The following is a 16131-nucleotide window of genomic DNA, read 5'->3' as shown; positions in this document are numbered from 1 at the left end:
GCGTGCTCGTTGAAGACGCCATGATCACCATAGTGGGCGTGGGGCACGTGTTCGACATCAAGCGCCAGGTGCGAGACGTGATCGTCGGCCAGGCGCCAAACGTGGTGGCGGTGGAGCTGGACGGCGAGCGTTACCAAGCCCTGCTGCACCCGCAGGTGCGCAAGGACCTGCCCCCCACATATCGCATCCTGTCCAAGTTTCAGAAGCGCCTGGCGGATGAGTTCGGCGGAGAGCTTGGCTCGGAGATGCTGGCCGCGGTGGACGCCTCCAAGGAGCTGGGAGTGGATTGCCTTTTCATCGATGCGAACGCGGGAGCGCTGTTCACGCACATGCTGAAGGTCATGCCCTTCAAGGAACGCGTCCTGCTCTTCTTCTCGGCCGTCACTGGACTCTTCGCTTCCAAGAAGCGGGTGGAGGCGGAACTGGATCGCTTCACCCAGAACGAGGAGATGTACCTCAAGCAGTTCGAGAGGCAGTTCCCCACCTTGAAGCGGGTGCTCATCGACGACCGCAACCACATCATGGCCAACAACCTGGCGCAGGCGGAGATGAAGTACGGCAGCGTGGTGGCCATCGTGGGCGATGGCCACGTTGACGGCTTGGGTCAGTTGCTGGCGGGCAGCCACCTACAGGTGGTCCGGCTGAAGCAGCTCCTGGACAACTCCTACCCCAAGGGCTTCGTGGCGGCCAAGGAAGGGGGGGCGGAGATCAGTTACCAATATACCGTGAGCATGGAAGAGGAAAAGCCTTAATTCGTTGCCTGGTCATGTGCCGGCTGCGAGCATGAAGGTCATTCTGCTATCTTACACCAAGGACGCGGAGAGGCTGTGCGCCTCCGCCGGGCACTCCTGCTATTCGAGGAAGACGGCCAGCGAGCTGCTCTCCTCCCTACCCGAGGAGAAGGTGGGCAAGGTCATCGACAGCGTCATGGACTCCGGGCATCACTCGGTCATCGAGCACGCCTCCTTCACCTTCTCCGTGGAGGGCGTCTCCAGGGCGATGACCCATCAGCTGGTGCGCCACAGGATCGCATCCTATAGCCAGACCAGTCAGAGGTATGTGTCGCTCAAGGAACCCTCCTACGTCGTCCCGGAGACGATCAAAGGAGACCGGGAATTGGAGCGCGAGTTCCGCGAACTCATGGAGCGCAGTTGGGAGGCATATCGCAAGCTGGTGGAGAAGGTCCCGTTGGAGGATGCCAGGTACGTGCTGCCGAACGCCTGCACCACCAACATCACCGTCACCATGAACGCCCGAGAGCTATGGCACTTCTTCACCCTGCGGACGTGCCGCAGAGCGCAATGGGAGATCCGGGCCGTGGCCGAGGAGATGCTCAAGCAGGCGAAGGAGGTCGCTCCGAAGCTGTTCAAGCAGGCCGGTCCTCCGTGCGTTCGCGGACCATGTCCAGAGGGCAAGCTCTCCTGCGGTAAGCCAAGAAGGCGCGAGCTCAGCAAGGCTTAAATACGCTCACCACTTAACCGGCAGATACCTGGTGTGTACATGGGAAAGATCAGGCCGACTTACATCAAGCGGGTCGCTATCGAGCTCGTGGAGAAGTACCCCAAGGTTTTCACCGCCGACTTCGAGACGAACAAAGTGCTCGTTAGCAAGCTCACCAACGTCGGGACGGTGCGTATGAGGAACCTCATCGCCGGCTACGTCACCCGCTACTGGCAGCAGCAAGAGAACTAGACGATACTATTTTCTGGCACACCTCGTTCTAGGTGACCGCCAATGGTCCAAGCTATCGAGGCCAAGGCGCTCACGCGTGTCTTTGGCAACAAGAAGGGCAAAGGGCCCCTGATCGCCCTGGAGAACGTGGACTTGAACGTGGCCGAGGGCGAGCTTTTCGGTCTCCTCGGTCCGAACGGAGCGGGCAAGACCACCTTCATCAAGATACTTGCCACCCTCCTGCTGCCGTCCTCTGGCGAGGTGAAAGTGCTCGGTCATGACGTCGTCCTGGAGGCCCAGAAGATCCGCCCGCGCATCAACATGGTCTCGGGAGGGGAGACCTCCGGCTACGGCCTTCTGACGGTGAAGGAGAACCTGTGGATGTTCTCCCAGTTCTACGGCATCCCGGGCAAGGAGGCGAAGAGGCGCATCGACGAGATGCTGGCGACGTTCGGCCTGGAGGACAAGGCGAACGCCAAGGTGCGCACCATCTCCACCGGACAGCGGCAGAAGATGAACGTGGTTCGGGGCTTCGTGACCAATCCCGACCTCATCTTCTTGGACGAACCGACCCTCGGTCTGGACGTCAACGCCAGCATCGCCATCCGCAACTACATCCGCCACTGGGTCAAGGACACCACGGGCAAGACCGTTCTACTCACCACTCATTACATGGCCGAGGCCGATTTTCTTTGCGACCGGGTGGCCATCATCGATCAGGGCCGCATCCTGGCCTGCGACACGCCAGCGAACCTCAAGCGCAGCGTGCGCCGAGCATCCATCTTCACCTTGGCCACCACTCCTTTCGACGGGATCACGGGCTTGGGCGGTCTGCCAGGGGTGTCCGGGTTCGATAGCACCATCACGGATGGCAGAGTGGAGATGCGCTTCTCTCTTGAGGACGAATCGGTGATCGCGGACATCGTTTCATACGTCGCCACCCGTCAAGCGAAGGTGCTCTATGTGAGCAAGGGCGAGCCGACCCTGGAGGACGTGTTCATCCAGCTGGTGGGGAGAGCGCTGGGATGATCGACTGGAAGCTTAACTACCGCGCTCTCCTCGGCCGGGCATACCCGCGCATCATCGGCGCCTCGAGGGAACCAAGCTGGATGCTCTTCGACATCTTCCTCCCCCTCCTAGGCATAGCCGCCTTCATCTACTACTATCGGGCCATGGGAGCTCCGGAGGTCTTCACCGGGTTCGTCGTCCTCGGAGGGGTGATGACCGCCTTCTGGCTCAACGTGCTTTGGAGCATGGCCACCCAGTTCTACTGGGAGAAGGAGACGGGTAACCTGCAGCTCTATATGCTCGCCCCGATGTCGCGCATGGCGGTGCTGGGAGGGATGGCAGTGGGAGGCATCTTCTTCACCACCATTCGCGCCGCATCCACCTTCATCCTCGGTTTCCTGGTCTTCGGCGTGCAGCTGCAAGTGAGCAACCTTGGAGGTCTGGTCGCGACATTCTGCCTGACGCTCTTCGCCCTCTACGGCATGGGCATGATGTTCTCCTCGCTCTACATGTTGTATGGCCGGGGAGCGTGGCACCTCTCCAACCTCCTGCAGGAGCCGATCTACCTTTTCTCAGGGATATACTTCCCGGTCAAGCAGCTGGGTTTCTGGGTGGCCCTGACCGCTTCGGTGATCCCTATCACTCTGGGTCTCGATGCCATGCGCCAGCTGATGTTCGCTTCGCCCTCCGTTCAGGGCTTCCTGCCGGTGGAGGTCGAGGCCTTGGTTTTGGCGGCACTAGCCGTTCTGTTCCTGATCGGCGCGAGGTACTCCTTGCGGTACATGGAATACCTGGGAAAGAGGGAAGGGAGGCTGACGATGAGATGGCAATGAGGGACGAGCTGCGCACCTTCCGCTACGCCGCCTGGCTAGGCTGGCAGATGGAGGCCAACTGGACTCAGCCCTGGTTCTTCCTCATCTACACGGTGGCGAAGCCCATCGCCGGCACCCTCATCTTGGTGGTCATGTACCTGGTGGTGCAGAGCAGCGTGCTCAACGATCCCACCTTCTTCGCCTACATGTACGTGGGAAACGCCTTCTACATGTATGTGGCTCAGGTGCTCTTCGGCATCGTCATGGTCATCCACGAGGACCGGGAGCATTACCAGACCCTGAAGCAGATCTACATCGCGCCCATTTCCTTCTACACCTACATCATCGGTCGGGCGACGTGCAAGATCGTGCTGACCACCATCGCCATCTTCATCACCTTGGTGTTCGGGGTGCTGGTCTTGGGCCTTTCCTTGGACCTGGGGCAGGTGGACTGGGGGTTGCTGGCGATCTCCATGCTCCTGGGGCTGCTCTGCATCTGCATGATAGGGATCGCCCTGGCCGGGATATCGTTCCTCACCGCCAGGCACGGCATGGGCATCAACGAAGGCATCGCCGGCATGTTCTACCTGTTCTGCGGGGTCGTCTTCCCCCTCACCGTGCTCCCGGGCTGGGGGCAGGCCGTCGGCCATGCTATCCCGATCACCTACTGGCTGGAGATCGTCCGCCGGGCGCTGCTGCCTGGAATGGACATCTCCTCGGTTTCGGGGCTGCAGGTCTATTCCTCGACCGAGATCTTCGTTCTCCTGGCGGTCTCGAGCGCCCTGTTCCTCGTGCTCTCCATCGGCATCTTCCGCTACGCTGACCACCTAGCCCGAAAGAAGGGCAAGTTGGACATGACCACCACCTACTGAGGTTAAGTTTAATTACCCGAGCGCGTTCAAGACCAATAGGCCCGAGTGGGGTAGCTTGGATATCCTAAAAGATTGCGGATCTTTAGACCCGGGTTCGAATCCCGGCTCGGGCGCTTCTCTATCCTTCAGAGTTCGAGCGCAAGTCCTTTCGTCGAAGAGATGTCCACATCTCCTGGCGGCAGGACGCGGGAGACCTCTTCTTCCGGCACGTTGAGCATCTTCGAGAGCGTGGAGGACAATCTGCTTCTATCAGTGTCCCCGGGCACGATCGTCACCATCCGGTTCGCCAGATCTTCGATAGCCTGGCGCGGAGCGCACATGATCTTCCTCGCCCCCTGGTGCTCGATCTCGCCCACGGCGAGCTCAAGAGGCAAATGATGCTCGTAGTTGCGTTTTCCTCGGATGATGAACGCCCCCCTGGGAACGAACTCCCCCGCGTCCGGCGTCTTCGATACCTGGTCGGGGAGGACCCAGTAGGCGCTGCCTTCCCTTGCCCCGGCGTTCCAGGCCTTCGAGTGTGAAAGGGCGAACAGGCAGGCCTGGCGCAGCTCCTCTTCGTTGGCGGTTGAGCCATCTTTGATCACCACGCTCGGCGCTCCATGAACGTCGGCGTGGGCGTATCGGTCCGTCGACGTGAGGTGCTTCTTCACCAGCTGGTCATTGGTGCGTGCGTCCCTGCCCGCCAGCACCAGATGTCCGCCCGAGGTGACGAACCACTTGTAGCTCTCGAACCAGAACTGCTTGGTCGGCTTCCGTTCCTCCTTGGCGGCCAAGGAGAGCTTCGACTCGTGCTTCTTCATCTCTTCCAGGCGCTTCTTCGTTTCGTTCAGAGCTGCCTCCGCCCGGCCCTGCTTCTCCTTCGCCTCCTTGGCCTTGCTATAGAGCAGGTTGGCGTTCTCGTCGATCCCCCTGGAATAGTCGAGCCAGACGACGAGGCCATCGAAGTCCGCCCGGACCGAGGAGTCCTGTGGACGGACCTCGAGCGCCATGGCGAACGACCGAGCCTCTTCCTTGATCTTCTCCCAGCCTTTCCCTAGGGCCATCTCGCCGAACCTCGTTAGGAAAGAGCTCACATCCTGGTAGTGGGCGTAGATGCCCTCCGCCTGGAGCGTGTGCTCGTTTGCCTCCGCCTTCAACGCTTCCCTGGCGGCGGTCTGCTGTTCGATCTGCCTGGCCAGGCGCTGTATCTCCGGGTTCTCCGCCCTTTGCTTGAGGCGACCGGCACGTTCGACGAAAGCGGCCAGAGCTTCAGAGTGAGAGGCGAACCTTTCCTTGTCCGCATCCTGGTATTGCAGCAGCTCGAACGGTGTAACGTCAACGGGCAAGGAGTTCTTGGATGCGAGGGTGGGGGATGGGTTCAGCTTGACGGCCTGGAGCAGCTTCTCCAGTTCCGATCTCAGCCGGTCCGTCTCCTCTTCGCTGAGGTCCTTGGCTTTTCTCGTCTTGTCCAGGCCCGCTCGCAGGCACAGCTCTTCGCCGTACTGACCTCCAAGATTGATGGCCGTGGCCAGGGTACGAACGACATCGGCATTGGAGCCCCGTATGGCTTCCTGGAACGCGCCGACATCCTGAGCGCCGGGATTGAACCGGCTGGGCGGGAAAGAGTAGTCCGCTCCGGGCCGCACGTCCCGGTGCTTCCAGGTCTTGGAGAAGAGGCAGTTGACGATCTTCCCCTGGGAGACGATGAGCAGGTTGCCCTCGCCGAAGAGTTCGATGACCAGCTGATAACCTTCCTCCCTATCCGATTCGATGACCACGATGCGGTCGAACTGGTGCTGTCTGATCGTCGTTATCTTGGCGTTGGAGAGGAGCTTGCGCGCATGCACTGCGAACTGCGACGGCGTCTCGGGAACCCCTGGTCGCTCCTTGGAAAGGTAGAGCCACTTGAGGTCGAGGATCACCACCTCGCGCCTTCCCGTTCCAGGCACGTTCACGCGCAGCAGCACGTTCTTTCGGTCCCAGTGGAAGACCTTGTCCAGATATCCTCCTACCAGGGGTTGCATCTCGCTGACCACCGCGAGGATGTCGAAGGCGCTCATCTCGGATTTCATTCGCACATGCAAGCGCTTTACCGAGAAAAGCGTTTGTGCCAAGGGAAACGCGAAAGCTTTATGACGGATAACTGGATTGGAGGGGCTGCACGCCACTGTGGCTTAGAGGTAACGCGTTCATAGCGCGTCTCTAAATAGCGACGCCTTGGTAAGGCGTAGGTCGAGGGTTCGATCCCCTCCAGTGGCTCCATCACCCTTTACCTAAGCTTCCTCCTCGGCCTTGACTCGCAGTTCATGCAGGCATCTTGAAATATCAAGAGAATGGTAGTAGCAAAGCCGGTCCTCCGGGGAGATGTGGATGAAGAGGAGAATGATATACGCCATCGCGTTCTTGGCGGGGATCATCTTCGTGGGAACCGTGGGCTTCTTATTTGTAGAGCCCACGGTCACTGACATCTTCTCTTCGTTCTACTTCACCATCGAGACGATGTTCACCGTCGGTTTTGGGGACATCGTTCCCACCACCGGAGCGAGTCGGGCATTGGCGGTGATCGTGGTCGTCGGGGGAGTGACGTCCGCGGTCACCGTGCTGCAGTCGCTGTTCGATCTTATGGTCACTAAGGACCTGCGCCAGGAGTTAGGGCTTCCAGAGAGGCGGACGAAGATGAAGGATCACATCATCATCTGTGGCTACGGGAACGTAGGAAAGCAGGTCTATCAGAACCTGAACGAGAAAGGGGACAAATTCGTCTTCATTGAGAACGACGAGGAGAAGATCGCCGATCTCATGGAGCTAGGGGTGGTGGTCATCAAGGGGGATGCGGGGGACGAGGACGTCCTGTCGAGGGCGAACATCAAGGAGGCGAAGACCATCATCGCCACGCTTCGTGACCCGACCAACATCATCGTGTGCATCATGGCCAAGATGCTGAACCCCGGCATCTTCATCGTCTCCGAGGTGGAGGACATGCGCAATGTGACCGTACTGAAGAAAGCCGGCGCGGACGAAGTGGTGCACTGCCATGAGATGGGAGCCCGGGTGATGGTATCCAAGGCCCGCCGGGTGGTCGTGGACCCGGTCTGCGGGACGGAGGTCGATCCCGCCACCGCCAAGTTCGTGATCGAGTTCCAAGGGGAGAAGCTGTTCTTCGACACCGAAGAATGCAGATCCGCCTTTGAGAAGAACCCCAAGCGGTTCATGGAGATGAAGCGGGTAGTGGAGGCCACATGCAACCTCCGAGGACCGTGACCTAGGCGAGGAGGCTCCAGGACCTACTTCATCCGGTAGAACACGAGGCCGGACCAGATCTTGGGCCAGAAATAGGTCGACTTCCTGGGCATCTTGCGTCCGCCCAGCGCCAGCGACCAGATGGTCTCGAGCTTGGGCGGGGAAAGCATCACGGCCATATCCCATTCGCCCGACGCAAGCTTCCTCTCCACCGATCCAGCGTCATGGTCAAAGTCCACTTTGATCTCCTTCCCTTCGGCCATGGAGATGAGGACGCGCTTGTGCACCGCCTCCTCACAAACATAAGTATCAAGAGTGGCCAGCAGATCATCCTTCGCCGGCCTTAGCTGCTCTCCCACGAACCGTCTTCCGTCCTTCATGACGAATCCCAAGGTCGGACGGCGGGAGCGCTGCATGACCTTCGCCATCTCGTCCATGCTGCTCAGCTCCCATGTCCCGAACTCCTTCGCTGCCAGAGTGAGGAAGAAATCGCTCGAGAACCCGCCCACGGCGTACAGGCGATGCGTCGGCCTGACCACCAGACCGGGATCGCTCGAAGCGACCAGGGTGGCGAGGACGTAGCGCTTCTTTTCATCGTCAGGGTTCTCCTGCGAGTAGCGCAGTGCTGTCTCGTATCGATGGTGTCCGTCAGCTATGAGCAGCTTCTGCTTCTCCAGCATCAAGCTAATGGCCTTGTTGGTCGCTTTCGTGGATACTCTTGCAAGAGAGTGCTTCACGCCTGAGGAATCTTTGAAGGAGAACAGCTCCGGGGCTTTTACTAGACCCGTTGCCACCTGCTCGTCCAAGCGCTCGAAGATGCAGAAGATCGATTCCAAATGCGTGGCCGTGGCCCGGAGGAAGTTCAATCTGTCCTCTTTCACTTTGGGAGAGGTCTCCTCGTGAGGCATGATGCCTCCATCCTCATATGGCTCCACAAGGAGCCGCCCCATGATGCCGGTCCTGGTTAGTTCCCTTCCCTCCTCAGTAAAGCTCTGGCGATAAAGATAGAAGCAATCCTTCTTGTCCGGTTGCAAATCGCCCTTGGCTATCCAGTCCTCGAGGAGCAGCGCGACCTTCTCGTAGGAGCCTTCCTCGCCGCCCAAGGTCAGGCGGGCGACGTTGTTCGGCTGGGACTGCAGCCTGCGTCTCTCTTCATCGTCGATCACGTCATAGGGCGGTGAGACCCTGGTTGCGATCGATTCTTCTTGCTCTAGCGAGGGCAGAAGGCCGCGGAAAGGAAGGAACTGCACCATTTACGCACCGATGCCTGCGGGAAACGATTGGCCACTCAACTACTTTTCCCATTCTCAACGAAAAAGGAGTAGGATAAGTTACATATATCGCCCGTTCGCAAGTCGACTAGTGAGATCTTCGATGTCCGCAAAGTTCACGGAAGTGACCGAGGAAGAGAAGTACCGCAAGCTGAGGAGGTTCAACGCCTTCATGGGGCTCTTGCACCTCATCCAGGGTACGATAATGCTTCTGATCGCCAACTGGAGCGTGAAGATGACCATCACCTCCGCTTTCCTGAACTTTCCAGGAGGAGGGCAGCCGCCCGCGCCCCAGCTGGAAGTGCTGTTCACAGTGCCTTTGGGCCCGCTGATTTCGCTGTTCCTGTTCATGAGCGCCATCGCGCACTTCGTGCTCGCATCCCCCTGGGGCTACCCCTGGTATGTGAGGAACCTGAAGAAGCACATCAACCCTGCCCGCTGGATCGAGTACTCGGTGTCCTCGTCCTTCATGATCGTGGTCATCGCCTGGCTCTGCGGCATGTGGGACTTCGTCTCGCTGATCCTGCTGTTCGCCCTCAACGCCTGCATGAACCTGTTCGGCTGGATGATGGAGCTGCACAACCAGACCACGGAGAAGACCAACTGGACCGCCTTCATCTTCGGCTGCTTCGCCGGGCTCATGCCGTGGGTGGGTTTGCTCATCTACTTCTTCGGAGCCGGGTCGACGACCGCCATCCCCACCTTCGTGTATGCGATCGTGATCAGCATCGCCTTCTTCTTCAACATCTTCGCGTTGAACATGGTGCTGCAGTACCGCGCCAAGGGCAAGTACAAGGACTACCTCTACGGAGAGCGCATGTACATCGTGCTCAGCCTGGTGGCGAAGAGCCTGTTGGCCTGGCAGGTGTTCGCTGGCACATTGCGGGGCGGTTGATAGAAGAACCGGGGGCAACGCCCCAATCATCATCTTTTTCCATTCAACGGAGAGCAACCCATCACGCTCCATCGCGGCAGCCTATGCATCTAGCGCGATGATTCGGTCCGCCCCCGATCAGTGCATTTCGTCGGACGAGCTCAGGCCGTGCGTTCCCGGGCATCTTCCTTGAGCTTGTTGATCAAAGTATCAAAGAAGGTCTTCATGGAGTACATCTTCCAACTATCGGAGAACATGAACTGCTTGATGTTCGAGAGGATGGACGGTGCCAGCTCATCCCTTCTTTTGACGTTTTCCAAGCTGTAGGGCGAATATGCCCCTTTGAGCTGTGGGAGGTCTAGGGAGGCGTCCGAACCGTAGAACGTCACGCATCCATACTTGATGGAGTTGAACAACTTCTCTGAGTGGTACTTGTTCGTCCATTCGTTCTCAAAGACGATCCTGTAGCGGTACCGTCTCGATAGCTCCATCTCATCCGGAGCGAAGCCTTTCCATTGTTCCAACGGCCAAGGCCTCTTGCTGTAGATGTCGAGCTCGACACCTTCCTCGATCAACTTCTTCGCCGCCTGGATCCGCGATCTCATTGGCCGTCCGATCCAGCAGATCCTGTCCTCGCGCTTCTCCCAGCTCTCGACCTCGGGATCGGCCCAATTGCTGGGGAAGAATATCCTGTTCATTCTCTTTCCTGGTGCCACGCTGAACGCTCTCGCTGGATCGCACAGGTCGTAGGAAGGCCAACAATACTCTCGCGGCTCTCCGAATAGCGTCACATAAGGCTTGTCCGAGATTCTTTTCATCAGTTCCAAATGAACCGAACGGGTCACATTCCTAGGTCCTGGTGGATAGACAATTACTCCCTTGAAAAGCAAAGCCTCAGCGGATCTGATATCATCAGCATCTCCAAGTCTCCACTCAATCCCTTGGGAAGAAAGATACTCGCTGGCCTTCCCCTCGGACTCATCGACACCTCTCACGAGAAGGTCATGGACATTCCAGTTCCGGTCAAGTATCTCGAGTATCCTCATCGTTCTCGATCTTCCTTGGTGGCTGAAACAGTCGCTCTGCTCTTATCTTTTGCCGACCGAGCTTGGGGAAAGGAGAGAGCGACTGGGGCCACCAGGGTCACGCCGGAATGAAATAGGAGCAGACATCCACGTGAGAAGGGAAGTGGGCTCAGCCGGATTCGAACCGGCGATCTACGCCGTGTAAGGGCGTTGTCTGTCAGCCGTCCAGGGATCGCCTGAGCAACTCATGACCGCTAGACCATGAGCCCGTGCTTCTGAACATCTAGCAGATATAAAATGCTAGGCTGCATTAGGCTCCCAAAAGCAAGAAAAGAAAATGGAAAATGAAAAAGGGTTTGGGTCGGCCTAGATAAAGATATACGTGTTGTAGATGCCGAAGCCGTAGTCCGCTGGACCGATCTTGGGGCTGATCAGGATGTACAGGTATCTGTACACGATCAGGCTGTCCAACGCCTTCTGCACCGACTGATCGTCGTTAAGGTTGAGGTTCATGACGATCGGTAGGTAGTATACACCGTCCTCAAGGCTCGGACTGCCGTCGTTGGTGGCGTAGAGGGATACCATCCACTCTGCGTCAGAGTACGCCGGGTCAGGTGTGAACGCGATCAGGCTGTCGGCGTCATCGATCAGTTCTCCGTTCAGCGTCACGTTCTTGATGAACCAGCCTTCGTACTCAGTGGCCCAGTCGGTCATATACCGGAAGCGGAGCTTGACCACCTCTCCCGCATATGCAGTGAGGTTATATTCGGCATGGTCCAATGCGGCCCAGCCAGAGTTGCCCCAGCTCGGGTTGTAGTCGGTTATCCCCGGTAGCTCGGCCGCGATCTCCTCCTTCACGGAGGGGTCGTGGTCCATGGTCGTGTATGTTCCCTCGACCGACTCCCAGGTCGCCCCTTCGTCAGTGGATACCTGCACGAAGCCGAAGTCCCAACCGGATTCGATTCCCCACTTGGTGTCCAGGCCCAGGATGACATCTTCCTCCTCGAAGCTGGTCAGGTCCAGGTCGCCCACCAGGCGGTAGTCCTTCAAAGAGCCTGTGCCGGACCACCACATCTTGGTCGTGTCGACCGCCGTCACCTGCAGGTCATCGAACGCCCACCATCTGCTATTACCATTCGCGTTGTCGGTGAAATACCTGAATGCCAAGTGCACGTCGCTGAATCCAACGAGATCATCGGCGTTTATGGCCACATCGGCGTACCCGTTCGCGAACGGTTGGCGGATTTGGCGGTAAACGGAGTCCTGCGTGAACGAAGTCAATGCCTTCCAGTGGGCCCCATCATCGATGGAGAAGTAGATGACGCCGAACTGGCGGTTCTTGTAGAAGGTCTGGAAGTCGTTCTTCAGGGTCAGCACCAGGTGGTCATATCCCGTTGTGTCGAAGCCATTGACCGTCTTCATCCATTCATCGATGGTGTTGCCGACTGCCGCTGTAATGTCACCGTTTGCCAGGGCGAAGTAGTTGGTGGGATCTTCCACATCAGGTCTCTGAACCGCCTGCCATGGACTGTCGTACGCTCCAGGGCTGGACAATGTCCAGTTGGGCAGAGCTCCACCGTGGTTGAAGTCGTCTTCGAACAGCACGTCGCCAGTGGTGACCGGCACATCAATGATCTGCCAGCCGGTCTTCACCTCAGGGTCGCCCTGGAAGCCGAACTTCGCCTCGAACGAACTGATCCCCGACCACCACCGAGCAGGCAAGCCAGGTGCTAATGGCGGACTGCCGCCCTTGACGTTGACATAATCAGTACCATAGGAGCCGACCTTGGAGACGTCCAACACAGTACCTTCGTAGGTTATCGTCTTGCCAAACTCCCATGCTGCTGACTCTATCCAGGAGTCACCGCTCTGGGCGTAATCCCTGCATGGATAGTAGTCATAGACCAACGGCCCGTGGTTTATATAGCTAGAGTCGGCGAAGTCCAACGACTTGTAGTTGTACAATCCGTTGCCCGGACTGTTCGCTTGGATCAGGTTCGCCAGACGCCAGGAGTTGAACGAGCGGTCGAAGTCCCACTTGCTCCAGCCAAGATTCTCGAACGCTGCGTTGATGGCAGCTATCCCGCTATAGGTCACTTCCTCCCAGGTGCTGTTGACCAGGTGGACGATGAAGTCGGACCCGAAGTGGTCGCTCAGCCATATGACGTACAGCGCCGCTGCTCCGTAATCAGCTAGGCTGTTCAAATCTCCCTGGTCGCCCCACTCTATCAGCGAGTTGTCTGGGGTGGCCAGGAAGCGGTCGATGTGGCTCCATGGCACTCCATATCCACAGAGCATCTCCGCGTACATCGCGCAGCCTTCATCCAGGAAGCTCTCTTGCGCAGGATTCTGGAAATTGTTCAATAGGTGCTCGTACTCGTGAGCCACGGTGCTCTCATATACGAACGGATGATCCACAAACTCAGTGGTCCTGTTAGCCCATTCATAGTTGTCGATGTGTATGATGTTCCGGTCGTACATGTCATCGAGCGAGGGGGAGAAGTAGCCCGCTATGTAGTATGGATATCCGGGATCCCAGAAGCTATCGTCCACGATGTTGAAAATCATGATCATGACCCGTCCGCTGACGTTGGTCTCGAAATCTGGGGTTATCACTGATTCCGAACCGTCATTTGCCGGTGGCAGGCCGAAATACTGGGTCTCGATCGGGTAGATGGTGTTGTTGAACTGGTCGGCCATGTAGTTGGCCGCAGTGTCATTGATCACAATCCTGCCGTCGTTCCTCGGGTCCCCGTCGGGGAAGGACAGATCGGTAGCGACCCAGATCTCGCAGGATGTGCGCTCCGCGCGCTTCTTGAACAGCATGAAGGGGGTGGGGTCGGTAACGTTCCAAGCCCACTTGCCGTAATCGTCAGTCAAGAAGAGGGCCGTGTCGTTGACGTCGTAGATTTCACCTGGCCGATAGGTCGGACTGGCAAGGGCGTGGTATTGATAATACAGTTCGCCCACGTTCAGACTCTGCGCTTTCATCAGCGGGTCGACGTCCATTCTCTCAACGTCCGCGATCACCGCTTTCTCACCTGACGAGGTCTTGGCGCTGCCGGCCGTCATAAGCACGGCAAAAGCACCAACAACCATCGTCAACACTATCACTATGCTGATAACCTTGGTTGCATTCTTGAGCATCTTGCCCCTCCTGAATCCCGTCGCCTGGGCAGAATGTAGCGCCCGAGGCCAACGGCCACACTCGTAATTGCGATTATTCGGGAGCGGACTATTTATAAATTATGCAAGGACGAGCGAGTGCTGGATTAGTGAAAAAACGCCTGCAAGACGGTCTCAACGAGAGAAGAAGACGGGCGCGAACCGAAAGCATCGAATACGCGCACCGCTTGTTTTGCTGCTTGGACGATAGGCAATGGTAAGGAAAAGGATCAAGGCCAGGGTGGACGCGGCCCTGTCCATGCCCGGTACCGGCCCTACGATTAGACGATACTTCGTCAACACGATATTCGACTCGACCTTCGTCATGTTAGGCATAATCGTAGGAGGCGCGCTCTCGGAACATCCGGACTTTAGGGTCGTGATCGCGACGATCCTCACGAGCGCCGTTGCCCTAGGGATCTCGACCGGGGTGAGCGTGTTCGAGGCCGAGAGCATGGAGCAGAATCGCCGTATTGACGAGATTGAGAAGGCCTTGCTTCGGTCGCTTGAGGACACCCACATCGGACGCTCATCAAGGGCCTCGATAATCCTCATCGCCCTCGTCAACTTCCTTGCGCCGCTGACTGCGGGTGCGATCATCCTCACGCCGTTCTTGCTCATCTCTCCCGGGGATATCGCGACCGCCGCCTGGATAGCCGTGAGTTTGGCCATTTCCATGCTCTTCATCACCGGTCTGGTGATGGGCCGGCTGGGAAAGCGCAATCCTCTGATACAAGGGACGAGGATGGCCTTGGTCGGGGTGGCAGCTTTCCTGATCTGCTTCTACATCCAGTCGCTGGTGTGATCAGCAGATTCGTGGAACCGGGTCTCCCACCGGAGGCTCGAGTATCCTCCTACCACCCACCTCGGTCCTCAGCACCACGCCCCTGACCTTCGAGGTAGCATGCCCGATGATGGCCGCGTTCTTACCGAGAGGGTTTTTGCGTATGGCCCCAAGCACATCCTCGGCCATCTCCGGCACCACTCCTACGATCATCTTGCCCTCGTTGCCGATGGTCATGGGGTCCAAGCCAAGCATATCGCAGGCGTTGCGGACCGGATCAGCGATGGGCACGGACGTCTCATCCACCTCCATGCCCACCTTGGACTTCGAGGTCCATTCGTTGACGGCGTTGGCCAATCCTCCACGGGTCGGGTCTTTCATGCACACGGCCCCCCCGACCTTGAGCACGTCCTCCACCAGTCGGTTCAGCGGTGCGCAATCGCTTTGCACCTGGCTCTCGAATCCGTAGCCTTCGCGGAAAGAAAGCAGTGCTATGCCGTGATCGCCCACCGTGCCAGTGACGATCACTGCGTCTCCGTCGCGGAGGTTGTCGTCCGTCATCCACTTCGAGTCGACCTTTCGATACTGCATGGCAACGTCCAGGTCACGGTCCAGGAACTCGCTCCTCCGACCGATGGCGGAGGTGGCGATGACCATGCGCTCGATCTTGCCAGACTCCATGACCTTGGTGTCGCCCGTGACCACCGGCACTCCAGCTATCTGAGAAGCGTCACCGACGCTCTTCGCTATCCTCTCCAGTACCTCGAGCTCCAACCCCTCCTCCAAGATCATGGCGCAGGCGATGGCCAGCGGTCTGGCGCCCATCACGGAGATGTCGTTCACCGTCCCATAGACGCTCAGCGATCCGATGTCCCCGCCGGGGAAGAATAGCGGTTTGACGGTGTGCGCATCCGTAGTGAAGACGATGCCATCGACCACCGCGGAATCGTCGAAAGAGCTTAGCGGCACTTCCGACGGGACCTTGGGCAAGAAGGGAATGATGTGCTTGCTGAGCAACTCCTGCATCATCTCCCCCCCTGCCCCGTGGCCCATGGTCACCCTCTTCATGCGCTGCCGATTGGCCGCCCGCTCTTTATATTTTGTCAGAAAGCCAGAGGAATGGCCTCCGATCGGTGCTGGCAAAGAAGCCTCCGATGAGAAAGAGGAGCGATGCCACCGTCCTCCTCCCTTCCTACGGCAACCTTATGAACGGTACGAATCATAGCTAGGCAGTCCAAATGGCCAGTAGGGTAGCGTGGATTATCATTTTGGCCTTCGAAGCCAAATAATGGGGTTCGAATCCCCACAGGCCCGCCATTTTCCGCTTTCTAAGGCGCTCGATCACCGCTCGACCCGAAGGCGCAAGGTCTTTCTTCAGGTTTGCCGGTCGTCTCGCGCATCCCGGCAATCCTTGCAGACGCGGATGTTCT

At 58.2% G+C, this 16131-nt stretch carries 14 protein-coding genes and 3 tRNA genes; 11 read left to right on the top strand and 6 right to left on the bottom strand.

From position 1 onward, the window contains the following. Positions 1-2: 2 nt before the first annotated feature. The 7 genes from NT137_01850 to NT137_01820 all read left to right on the top strand — a co-directional run bounded on the left by NT137_01850 (position 3) and on the right by NT137_01820 (position 4476). Positions 3-752, top strand: a complete 750-nt coding sequence (locus NT137_01850; GenBank protein ID MCX6652081.1) for a TraB/GumN family protein — start codon at positions 3-5, stop codon at positions 750-752. Positions 753-783: 31 nt separating this feature from the next. Further along, entirely contained in the window at positions 784-1461 is a 678-nt protein-coding gene (gene thyX, locus NT137_01845; GenBank protein MCX6652080.1) for an FAD-dependent thymidylate synthase, read from the top strand. A 39-nt stretch (positions 1462-1500) separates the two neighbouring features. Then, a complete protein-coding gene (locus NT137_01840; protein MCX6652079.1) occupies positions 1501-1692 on the top strand; it encodes a 30S ribosomal protein S17e in 192 nt (63 codons plus the stop codon). Positions 1693-1734: 42 nt separating this feature from the next. Next, the gene (locus NT137_01835; GenBank protein MCX6652078.1) at positions 1735-2700 is read left to right on the top strand and encodes an ABC transporter ATP-binding protein; all 966 of its coding nucleotides are present in this window, start codon (positions 1735-1737) and stop codon (positions 2698-2700) included. Beyond that, positions 2697-3512 (top strand): ABC transporter permease, encoded by an 816-nt coding sequence (locus NT137_01830; protein ID MCX6652077.1) that lies wholly within the window; start codon positions 2697-2699, stop codon positions 3510-3512. The genes NT137_01835 and NT137_01830 overlap by 4 nt, the downstream gene beginning before the upstream one ends. Beyond that, a complete protein-coding gene (locus NT137_01825; GenBank protein ID MCX6652076.1) occupies positions 3509-4363 on the top strand; it encodes an ABC transporter permease in 855 nt (284 codons plus the stop codon). The genes NT137_01830 and NT137_01825 overlap by 4 nt, the downstream gene beginning before the upstream one ends. A 39-nt stretch (positions 4364-4402) precedes the next feature. Next, a tRNA-Arg gene (locus NT137_01820) sits at positions 4403-4476 on the top strand. Positions 4477-4488: 12 nt separating this feature from the next. Here NT137_01820 and rqcH read toward each other — a convergent pair. Further along, positions 4489-6414, bottom strand: a complete 1926-nt coding sequence (rqcH, locus tag NT137_01815) for a ribosome rescue protein RqcH (protein ID MCX6652075.1) — start codon at positions 6412-6414, stop codon at positions 4489-4491. A gap of 91 nt (positions 6415-6505) precedes the next feature. On the opposite strand from rqcH, the gene NT137_01810 reads away from it, so the two are divergent. Next, positions 6506-6604: transfer RNA gene (locus NT137_01810), tRNA-Thr, on the top strand. 108 nt (positions 6605-6712) lie between these two features. After that, the gene (locus NT137_01805) at positions 6713-7603 is read left to right on the top strand and encodes an NAD-binding protein (GenBank protein ID MCX6652074.1); all 891 of its coding nucleotides are present in this window, start codon (positions 6713-6715) and stop codon (positions 7601-7603) included. A 23-nt stretch (positions 7604-7626) separates the two neighbouring features. Here the strand turns inward: NT137_01805 and NT137_01800 are convergent, their stop codons facing one another. Next, positions 7627-8835, bottom strand: coding sequence for a DUF1015 domain-containing protein (locus NT137_01800; GenBank protein ID MCX6652073.1), 1209 nt, complete (start codon positions 8833-8835; stop codon positions 7627-7629). Positions 8836-8956: 121 nt separating this feature from the next. Between NT137_01800 and heR the strand changes: the two genes are divergently transcribed. Continuing rightward, on the top strand, positions 8957-9748 hold the full coding sequence (heR, locus tag NT137_01795; protein ID MCX6652072.1) for a heliorhodopsin HeR: 792 nt from the start codon (positions 8957-8959) through the stop codon (positions 9746-9748). Between the two features lie 140 nt (positions 9749-9888). Here heR and NT137_01790 read toward each other — a convergent pair whose 3' ends face one another. From NT137_01790 to NT137_01780, 3 genes are all read right to left on the bottom strand, one after another. Further along, positions 9889-10545, bottom strand: a complete 657-nt coding sequence (locus NT137_01790; protein ID MCX6652071.1) for a hypothetical protein — start codon at positions 10543-10545, stop codon at positions 9889-9891. A gap of 371 nt (positions 10546-10916) precedes the next feature. Continuing rightward, positions 10917-11021: transfer RNA gene (locus NT137_01785), tRNA-Val, on the bottom strand. A gap of 97 nt (positions 11022-11118) precedes the next feature. After that, positions 11119-13899 (bottom strand): immune inhibitor A, encoded by a 2781-nt coding sequence (locus NT137_01780; GenBank protein MCX6652070.1) that lies wholly within the window; start codon positions 13897-13899, stop codon positions 11119-11121. A gap of 232 nt (positions 13900-14131) precedes the next feature. Between NT137_01780 and NT137_01775 the strand changes: the two genes are divergently transcribed. Next, a complete protein-coding gene (locus NT137_01775; protein ID MCX6652069.1) occupies positions 14132-14722 on the top strand; it encodes a VIT1/CCC1 transporter family protein in 591 nt (196 codons plus the stop codon). Here NT137_01775 and hypE read toward each other — a convergent pair whose 3' ends face one another. Next, a complete protein-coding gene (hypE, locus tag NT137_01770; GenBank protein MCX6652068.1) occupies positions 14723-15769 on the bottom strand; it encodes a hydrogenase expression/formation protein HypE in 1047 nt (348 codons plus the stop codon). It abuts the gene before it with no gap. Positions 15770-16131: the final 362 nt, after the last annotated feature.

It is taken from the genome of Methanomassiliicoccales archaeon (genome assembly GCA_026394375.1).
GTDB lineage: Archaea > Thermoplasmatota > Thermoplasmata > Methanomassiliicoccales > UBA472 > JAJRAL01.
This window is presented reverse-complemented; position numbering and strand designations above follow the sequence as displayed.

Coding starts and splice junctions, on each gene's coding strand:
- NT137_01775 (MCX6652069.1), top strand. CDS start 14,132: ATGGTAAGGAAAAGGATCAAGGCCAGGGTGGACGCGGCCCTGTCCATG.
- NT137_01830 (MCX6652077.1), top strand. CDS start 2,697: ATGATCGACTGGAAGCTTAACTACCGCGCTCTCCTCGGCCGGGCATAC.
- rqcH (MCX6652075.1), bottom strand. CDS start 6,414: ATGAAATCCGAGATGAGCGCCTTCGACATCCTCGCGGTGGTCAGCGAG.
- NT137_01790 (MCX6652071.1), bottom strand. CDS start 10,545: ATGAAAAGAATCTCGGACAAGCCTTATGTGACGCTATTCGGAGAGCCG.
- NT137_01800 (MCX6652073.1), bottom strand. CDS start 8,835: ATGGTGCAGTTCCTTCCTTTCCGCGGCCTTCTGCCCTCGCTAGAGCAA.
- hypE (MCX6652068.1), bottom strand. CDS start 15,769: ATGAAGAGGGTGACCATGGGCCACGGGGCAGGGGGGGAGATGATGCAG.
- NT137_01835 (MCX6652078.1), top strand. CDS start 1,735: ATGGTCCAAGCTATCGAGGCCAAGGCGCTCACGCGTGTCTTTGGCAAC.
- NT137_01840 (MCX6652079.1), top strand. CDS start 1,501: ATGGGAAAGATCAGGCCGACTTACATCAAGCGGGTCGCTATCGAGCTC.
- NT137_01825 (MCX6652076.1), top strand. CDS start 3,509: ATGAGGGACGAGCTGCGCACCTTCCGCTACGCCGCCTGGCTAGGCTGG.
- thyX (MCX6652080.1), top strand. CDS start 784: ATGAAGGTCATTCTGCTATCTTACACCAAGGACGCGGAGAGGCTGTGC.
- NT137_01805 (MCX6652074.1), top strand. CDS start 6,713: ATGAAGAGGAGAATGATATACGCCATCGCGTTCTTGGCGGGGATCATC.
- heR (MCX6652072.1), top strand. CDS start 8,957: ATGTCCGCAAAGTTCACGGAAGTGACCGAGGAAGAGAAGTACCGCAAG.
- NT137_01780 (MCX6652070.1), bottom strand. CDS start 13,899: ATGCTCAAGAATGCAACCAAGGTTATCAGCATAGTGATAGTGTTGACG.